The sequence below is a fragment of the Microcystis sp. M049S2 genome (assembly GCF_020245625.1).
Taxonomy (GTDB): Bacteria; Cyanobacteriota; Cyanobacteriia; order Cyanobacteriales; family Microcystaceae; genus Microcystis; species Microcystis ichthyoblabe_A.
Genome location: NZ_JADBUN010000287.1, coordinates 1 through 6,891, shown reverse-complemented (window position 1 = coordinate 6,891; position 6,891 = coordinate 1). Strand labels below are relative to the sequence as shown.

The 6,891-nt window shown below is 43.7% G+C and carries 9 protein-coding genes; 5 read left to right on the top strand and 4 right to left on the bottom strand.

Features of this window, described 5'->3' with window-relative positions; translation table 11 throughout:
* Nucleotides 1-213 precede the first annotated feature (213 nt).
* On the bottom strand, nucleotides 214-2,100 hold the full coding sequence (ftsH2, locus tag IM496_RS21875; RefSeq protein WP_002803112.1) for an ATP-dependent zinc metalloprotease FtsH2: 1,887 nt from the start codon (nucleotides 2,098-2,100) through the stop codon (nucleotides 214-216).
* A gap of 287 nt (nucleotides 2,101-2,387) precedes the next feature.
* On the opposite strand from ftsH2, the gene IM496_RS22555 reads away from it, so the two are divergent.
* Nucleotides 2,388-2,651: a type II restriction endonuclease gene (locus IM496_RS22555; protein WP_353737652.1), complete on the top strand. Its 264-nt coding sequence runs from the start codon at nucleotides 2,388-2,390 to the stop codon at nucleotides 2,649-2,651.
* Between the two features lie 48 nt (nucleotides 2,652-2,699).
* Nucleotides 2,700-3,602 (top strand): DNA adenine methylase, encoded by a 903-nt coding sequence (locus tag IM496_RS21865; protein ID WP_287663320.1) that lies wholly within the window; start codon nucleotides 2,700-2,702, stop codon nucleotides 3,600-3,602.
* Between the two features lie 412 nt (nucleotides 3,603-4,014).
* On the opposite strand, the gene IM496_RS21860 is transcribed toward IM496_RS21865, so the two are convergent.
* Nucleotides 4,015-4,314: a hypothetical protein gene (locus IM496_RS21860; RefSeq protein WP_194018270.1), complete on the bottom strand. Its 300-nt coding sequence runs from the start codon at nucleotides 4,312-4,314 to the stop codon at nucleotides 4,015-4,017.
* A gap of 218 nt (nucleotides 4,315-4,532) precedes the next feature.
* On the opposite strand from IM496_RS21860, the gene psbX reads away from it, so the two are divergent.
* Nucleotides 4,533-4,652, top strand: a complete 120-nt coding sequence (psbX, locus tag IM496_RS21855; protein WP_002759073.1) for a photosystem II reaction center X protein — start codon at nucleotides 4,533-4,535, stop codon at nucleotides 4,650-4,652.
* A gap of 41 nt (nucleotides 4,653-4,693) precedes the next feature.
* On the opposite strand, the gene IM496_RS21850 is transcribed toward psbX, so the two are convergent.
* On the bottom strand, nucleotides 4,694-5,341 hold the full coding sequence (locus IM496_RS21850) for a ComF family protein (RefSeq protein WP_185239675.1): 648 nt from the start codon (nucleotides 5,339-5,341) through the stop codon (nucleotides 4,694-4,696).
* Complete coding sequence (locus IM496_RS21845; protein WP_104397822.1) at nucleotides 5,310-5,609, bottom strand: DUF1816 domain-containing protein; 300 nt, start codon at nucleotides 5,607-5,609, stop codon at nucleotides 5,310-5,312. Before IM496_RS21845 ends, IM496_RS21850 begins: the two co-directional genes overlap by 32 nt.
* Nucleotides 5,610-5,864: 255 nt before the next feature.
* On the opposite strand from IM496_RS21845, the gene IM496_RS21840 reads away from it, so the two are divergent.
* Nucleotides 5,865-6,224 carry a ferredoxin thioredoxin reductase catalytic beta subunit gene (locus IM496_RS21840; protein WP_002793837.1) on the top strand — a complete coding sequence of 120 codons (360 nt, stop codon included), beginning with the start codon at nucleotides 5,865-5,867 and terminating at the stop codon, nucleotides 6,222-6,224.
* 9 nt (nucleotides 6,225-6,233) lie between these two features.
* A complete protein-coding gene (locus IM496_RS21835; protein ID WP_002732694.1) occupies nucleotides 6,234-6,659 on the top strand; it encodes a DUF309 domain-containing protein in 426 nt (141 codons plus the stop codon).
* Nucleotides 6,660-6,891 lie beyond the last annotated feature (232 nt).

The following is a 6,891-nucleotide window of genomic DNA, read 5'->3' as shown; positions in this document are numbered from 1 at the left end:
TTTTGAAGGGGTCAATTACCTAATTTTCAGGGAAAAAGTCCCTGAATTTTCCCCCCGATCACTCCCATATCTGGTACTTTTTGATTTACAAAAACTCTAAAAGTCTTAACCCACAAGGGTTTTACCATTATTCAGCAAGCCATAACTAAATCCCTAGCATAAAAAAATCGGGTGAGCCTTAACCCACCCGATCGCATATAGATTGAAATCAACCTATAACTGTGGTACAAACTGTTCTTTTTCGGGAACGTAGGCGTATTCAGCCACAATCTGCCGGAATTCTCCCCCATCGATCGTTTCTTTTTCGATCAGCAGGTCCACCACTCGATCGATCACTTCGCGATGATCCCGGACAATTTGCCGAGAAATTTCATGACAGTGTTCCACGATCGATCGCACCTGATCATCAATGCGAGTAGCGACCTTCTCAGAATACTCGGAACGAGTCATCAAACCGCCACCGAGGAACACTTCACCCCCTTGACTTTCTAGGGACAAAGGACCCAAATCGCTCATCCCGAAACGAGTCACCATCTGGCGGGCCATATCAGAAACTTGCTGTAAATCACCACCGGCACCGGTAGTCACCTCATCATAGCCGAAGATTTCTTCCTCGGCTGCGCGACCACCTAAAGCACCGGAAATCCGGGCCATTAACTGCGCTTTCGTGGTTAAACCCTGTTCTTCGTTGGGAGTGAACCAAGTTAAACCCTGGGCCTGTCCCCGGGGAATCAGAGTCACTTTCTGGACGGGATCGTGATCTTTTAAGAGCGTACCCACGATCGCATGGCCCACTTCATGGTAAGCGATTAAGCGCTTGCTCTTGCTATCGACTAAAGGAGTGCCTTCCATACCGGCGATAACGCGATCTACTGCGTCATCTATCTCTAGGAGGGTAATGGCATCTTTACGACGACGGGCGGTTAAAATTGCCGCTTCGTTCAGTAAATTGGCTAAATCTGCTCCACTGAACCCCGGAGTGCGACGGGCGATCGCTTCGATAGAAACGTCGTTGGCCAGCTTTTTATTGCGGGCGTGAACGTCTAAAATCTCTAAACGACCTTTAAAATCGGGCGCATCCACGGTTATTTGCCGATCAAAACGGCCTGGACGCATGAGAGCGGAATCGAGAACATCGGGGCGGTTAGTGGCGGCAATGATGATAATTCCCGTATTCCCCTCGAAACCGTCCATTTCTGTCAATAATTGATTTAGGGTTTGTTCCCGTTCATCGTTACCACCACCGATACCGGCACCCCGTTGACGACCTACCGCGTCAATTTCATCGATAAAGATTAAACAGGGAGCATTTTCCTTGGCTTTTTTGAACAAATCGCGCACGCGAGAAGCACCGACACCGACGAACATTTCCACAAATTCCGAACCGGAAATGCTGAAGAAAGGTACACCCGCTTCACCGGCGATCGCTTTAGCCAACAGGGTTTTACCCGTACCAGGAGGACCAACTAACAGGACTCCTTTGGGGATTTTGGCCCCGACGGCGGTAAATTTCTCCGGTTGTTTGAGGAAAGTGACGACTTCCTGTAATTCTTCCTTCGCTTCGTCAATTCCCGCCACATCATCAAAGGTGATGCCGGTTTTTGCTTCCATCTGGAAGCGAGCTTTTGATTTACCAAAACTCATCGCTTGACCCGGACCGCCTGGGATATTATTAGAACGGCGGAACAGGAAAAAGAGAGCGGCAATCAGCAAAAAGGGGAAAAGTAGATTACCGAGGAATCCCCACCAAGCGCTTTCATTCCGCATCGGGTGAGCATCGAAACTAATTTTAGAATCGCGTAAACGGGCGATCAAATCCGGGGAATTGGCTGGTAAATCGACCCGTAGGCGTTGTACTCGGTTTTCTAGTTCTGGATCTAGGGCCTGTACGATCGCGGTTCTGCCCCCTTCGTAGAGATCGACGCTAACAACCCTACCACTGTCTAGGTATTCTAGAAAGCGTCCGTAGGTCATGCGGGTAGTGGCGGTGTTATTGCCGATATTACTGGTGGCGGTGGCAAAAGTGCCTTGCCAGAGGAAAAAACCGACCACGAGGGCGGGCAATGTCCACAGTAAAATCGTTTTCCAGGATAGTTTCATGTTTGTTTAGTGGTTCTAGGATAAAGATTTTTGCTTAACTCATTTAGCTGTTTTTGTCAAGGATTTTAGGTTATTTTTTCGAGATTAATCCCCGCAGCCAATTAAATCTTAACTAAATGTAACGTAATTCTCATAATTCTGACAAGAATGGTGACGAGAGATTTTGGCTCTCTTGGGTTTGGTGGGTAAAATGTATTCTAAGATACATTCTTCCTAGCGGGGGGGTGGAACGAACCACAAAGACACAAAGGACACCAAGATTGATCGCTTCTATGTAAGTTAAACTTATCACACAGAACCTAGAAGAGCCAGATTTTTTTGGTTCATTTGTTCTAACAAGAGTTTCATGGTTTCTGCGAGCAGCTGTACTGAATTTAAACTGCCTCAAGGTATATACTATATCTATTGATACGAAAATCATCTCTAAAATCCTAGAATTGCTTCTTTTTCCCATATTTGATAATTTTGCTAGATGTAACCAATTAAAGATAGAGTTACTATCTCAACAAAATTTTTACCCTGATTTGACCTTTATTCACGAGCCAACATGAGCTAAGTTTGCTGTGGATAGAGATTACTATTGATGAGGAGAGTGTTTAGTGAAGTTAACGCCACTTGTGCCACCGATTAAGTGTCAAGGAATTAAAACTAAATTGGTAAAAGATGTTAAAAATATTGTGTCTGATCTGATCTTTGGACGTTGGATAGAACCATTTTCTGGATCGGGAGTGGTGGCTTTTAATATTAATCCCCAAAAGGCTTTGCTTGCGGACACGAATACCCATATTATCCAGTTTTATAATAATCTCAAAAATCAAGTTATTACCAGTAAAACTGTTAAGCTTTTTTTGCAAGACAATGGTCAAGTTCTTAAGGAACAGGGAGAAAGTTATTATTATCAAGTACGAGAAAGATTTAATCAATCTCCTAATTCTCTAGATTTTTTATTTCTCAATCGCTCCTGTTTTAATGGCGTGATGAGATTCAATCGTAAGGGACAGTTTAACGTACCTTACTGTCATAAATCAGAACGATTTTCTCAAGCATATATTACCAAAATAGTCAATCAAGTTATTGCCCTAGAAAATATTCTTATTAAAACTGATTATAATTTTCAAGTTGCTGACTTTCGAGAGACTTTATCTGATTGGCAAAAAACAGACTTGATCTATCTCGATCCTCCTTATTTAGGGAGACACGCCGATTATTTTAACTCTTGGTCTGAAGAGGATGAAGATTGTTTGGTGACTATTTTAAAGGATATTTCTTGTCGGTTTATTTTGTCCACTTGGCACAGTAATCAGTTTAGAAGCAATCCTTTAATTAAAAAAAATTGGAGTGCTGATAAGTTTTATATCTATACTAAACAGCACTTTTATCATGTGGGTTCCACAGAAAAATTACGTCATCCGATCACCGAAGCACTCATTACTAACTTTAACATTCCCTTGTTGCCAGAGCGAGGAACTGATTTGCAACAACTGTCATTAAGCTGTTCGTAATTTAAATTGCTTGTTGAGACGAGGCAAGAGGCAAGAGGCAAGAGGCAACAGTAAAGGGATTGGGGGAGATTCGGCTAATCTTAAGAATAAGCGCTTTAAATGCGTCTTAGCTTATCCCCATCGACAGCAGAAAATGAGGGAGTGAGAACAGTCTAGAAGATGCCTAGTTGCTAATTCTCACTCCTTACTATTTAGGGTTTGCTGAATAAATCTAAAAACTTTGTTGGATAATATCTTTAGGCTTTTTTGAAATCAAAAAGTGCCCGCGATTGGAGTGATTGGGGAGGGAAATTTCAGGTACTTTTTCCCTGAAAATTAGGTAATTGACTCCCTGAAAATGGGTAAAACCCCACACCCCACACCCCACACCCCACACCCTGCCCCCAGGAAAAACTTTTTCAGCAAACCCTATTTATCCTTGGCTTTGGCGCAGATGGTCGTTAATTTGGCGTTTACGCTTTTCTTCGGGGGCAGTGCTAGTAATTTCGCCAAAATCTTGACTACTCATGTAAAGATGGGACATTATCTTTCTTTTGCGCTCTTTAGCGGTTAATTCCGGTGAAGGAGTTACTGGAGGCGGCGCTGCCACGGGTTCCGCTACCACCGGAGGAGTTTCCACAATTGGCAGCGGTTTTTTGGGAATATAGTCAGCACCAGTGGTACTTCTGGAGAGATGATCGAGAATGCGCCGTTTGCGATCGTCAGTAGCCATAAAAATCTTTGCCAGTCTAGTGTGAACTTTTGTAACTATCACCCATTGTCAAACATCCCTATCTCCTTGAGAAGTCAAGGGAGATTTTATTTTCAGCGATTGAAGACATATAAAACCTGCGATCGCATCTATCTGGTCGTGGAAGTGGAGGTCTTCTCGCCCAAGGTGATAAGATAAAAAACTAAGTCTTTGAAAATATGACAAAGGATTTATCTATCATGACACCCTCTTTAGCTAACTTTCTCTGGAGCCTTGTTTTAGGTGCGGCTATCGTCCTGATCCCTGCTACTATCGGTTTGATTTTCATCAGTCAATACGACAAGATCAAACGGACTTAATTTAAAATCCTAAAATGCCTAGACCAATTCCTCTGGGCATTTTAGCTAATTTTGGAACTAGCAAGAGCGATCGCACCGACTACCCGATATCCCTCTGTGCGTAAAACCTGCACAGCTTCCTCGATCGTGGTTCCTGTGGTATAAATATCGTCAATTAAGAGAATCGGCACTGATTTCGGTAAATTTTTCCCCAGTTGAAAAGCCGCTTGCATCGTCTTTTTTCTTTCCTCGGCTGCCAGACTAAATAAGGCTGCCGTGTTCTTAATCCGAATTAATCCGCGACTAGCCAGATGATAACCGGTTAAACGACAAAAACCTTCGCCAATGACTTCTGCTTGATTAAAACCCCTTTCCCTTAACCTTTCTGGGTGGAGAGGGATAGGAATCACCGTCAAACGTTTATCGGTGAGGGGAGGACGAAGCAGCCAAGTCTCCCCCATGCAACTGCCTAGCAAAGAGCCGAGAGCGGGATGGCGATCATATTTCATTTTAGCGATCGCCTGTTTTAATTTACCTTCGTAGCGTCCCCAGATAAACAGGGGAATAGAACCACGCCAGAGAAAAAGCGGGTTATTCTGACGATAGGACTGTAATTGTCGCCCACAATCACGGCAAAGCTCTCGATCGCTCTGCCGTTGACAAAGAGGACAGGGAGACTTAAGAAATAAAGCGAGAAAAGGTTCGAGCATGGGAAGCAAAAGTTTTAGCTAGATGCTGATTGCCATCGTCAAAAACGGTCAAATAATGGGGATTACTCCGCTCGATCGAAAGACTGATTCCTTGCGCTCCTTCGGACTCTAGATCTTGGAGATAACCCCCCTGATGCTCTTGTGCTTCCTCAAAGGAGGCAAAGGGACCAAAATAGTAGATACAGTGGGGATAAAGGGAGGTAATTTTCAGCCACCAAGGCGTGTTATCGTCAGAAATTTTATTTGTCTCTAAGAAAGATAAAATCATGTTCTGCTAGTGATAGGGGACAGGGATTGCAGGAATCAAGGATAGGTTTTGAGGAACTTTGCCTCCATAATTCCCGTTTGCTGGCCAAAAAGTCGAGCTTTTGGCCAAAGAGAGTCTTTTTATCGTATTAGATTAACAAGGGGATCGGTCGCAAAATCAAAAGAGATTCTAAAAATTCCCCTCAGCCAAGGGGAAGCGGATCGAGATAGGATAGTAAAAAGTTTTTTTGTAGAAAGCTAGGGAGATAAGATAACTATGAGCCAGATCACAGACACAGATAAGAGTCTTGAGGCGATGAAGAAGTTTGCCGAACAGTACGCTAGAGGTACAAATACTTATTTCTGTAGCGATCTCTCGGTGACAGCCGTAGTAATTGAGGGATTAGCGCGTCATAAGGACGAATTAGGCGCTCCTTTATGTCCCTGTCGTCACTACGAGGACAAAGAAGCGGAGGTAAAAAATACTTTCTGGAATTGTCCCTGTGTACCGATGCGGGAACGGAAAGAATGTCACTGTATGCTGTTTATTACCCCCGATAACGAGTTTGCTGGGGAAGAACAGGTAATTTCCCTCGACTATATCCAAGAAGTCCGCGAATCGATGAAGGGGCATTAGTATAGGGTAATGACAGCCAGCGCTTTTGGGCAAGGAATCGACGAATTTAATCGCCAGCAATTCTATGCTTGTCATGATACCCTAGAGGCTTTGTGGATGGAGTCCGCAGAGCCTGAAAAAACCTTTTATCAAGGCATTTTACAGATTGCTGTCGCTTGTTACCATCTAGAAAATAATAACTGGCGCGGGGCGGTAATTCTTTTGGGAGAAGGGGTGAGACGTTTACAACACTATCAACCCGATTACGAGGGGATCAACGTGACGCACTTGGTGGGGGAGAGTTTGGATCTATTAAACTTTTTACAGAATCTCGATCCCCAAGCTTTACCGGCAGTGCTAGAAGCGATGAAAAGCAATCAGGAACATCCTCATCCCCACCTCGATCGATCTATCTGTTCTCTGCCGAAAATCCTCAAAATTCATCCCGTTCTCTAAACAGCTAGATTATTTAGTCCATACAATTACGTCTAAGTAGGTGGGTGTTAAAAATTGTCAGCACCCCCCTTATCAAGGCTATCCATTAGTCGGATCTTTCTTAACAATTTTTGCAGTAAGCACTCCAACCCTTATCCTGACTTGATTTCAGTTTTTTCTTTGTCAGTAAGGGTGTCAACAAGGAATATTACAAATTGTTAACCGAGTCTTGAAAGCCTTGTGCTACAAAGGT

Bases quoted from the DNA above. Each gene is read 5' to 3' on its own strand.
- IM496_RS21840 (WP_002793837.1), top strand. From the start codon at position 5,865: ATGAGCCAGATCACAGACACAGATAAGAGTCTTGAGGCGATGAAGAAG.
- IM496_RS21850 (WP_185239675.1), bottom strand. From the start codon at position 5,341: ATGCTCGAACCTTTTCTCGCTTTATTTCTTAAGTCTCCCTGTCCTCTT.
- ftsH2 (WP_002803112.1), bottom strand. From the start codon at position 2,100: ATGAAACTATCCTGGAAAACGATTTTACTGTGGACATTGCCCGCCCTC.
- psbX (WP_002759073.1), top strand. From the start codon at position 4,533: ATGACACCCTCTTTAGCTAACTTTCTCTGGAGCCTTGTTTTAGGTGCG.
- IM496_RS21835 (WP_002732694.1), top strand. From the start codon at position 6,234: ATGACAGCCAGCGCTTTTGGGCAAGGAATCGACGAATTTAATCGCCAG.
- IM496_RS21845 (WP_104397822.1), bottom strand. From the start codon at position 5,609: ATGATTTTATCTTTCTTAGAGACAAATAAAATTTCTGACGATAACACG.
- IM496_RS21860 (WP_194018270.1), bottom strand. From the start codon at position 4,314: ATGGCTACTGACGATCGCAAACGGCGCATTCTCGATCATCTCTCCAGA.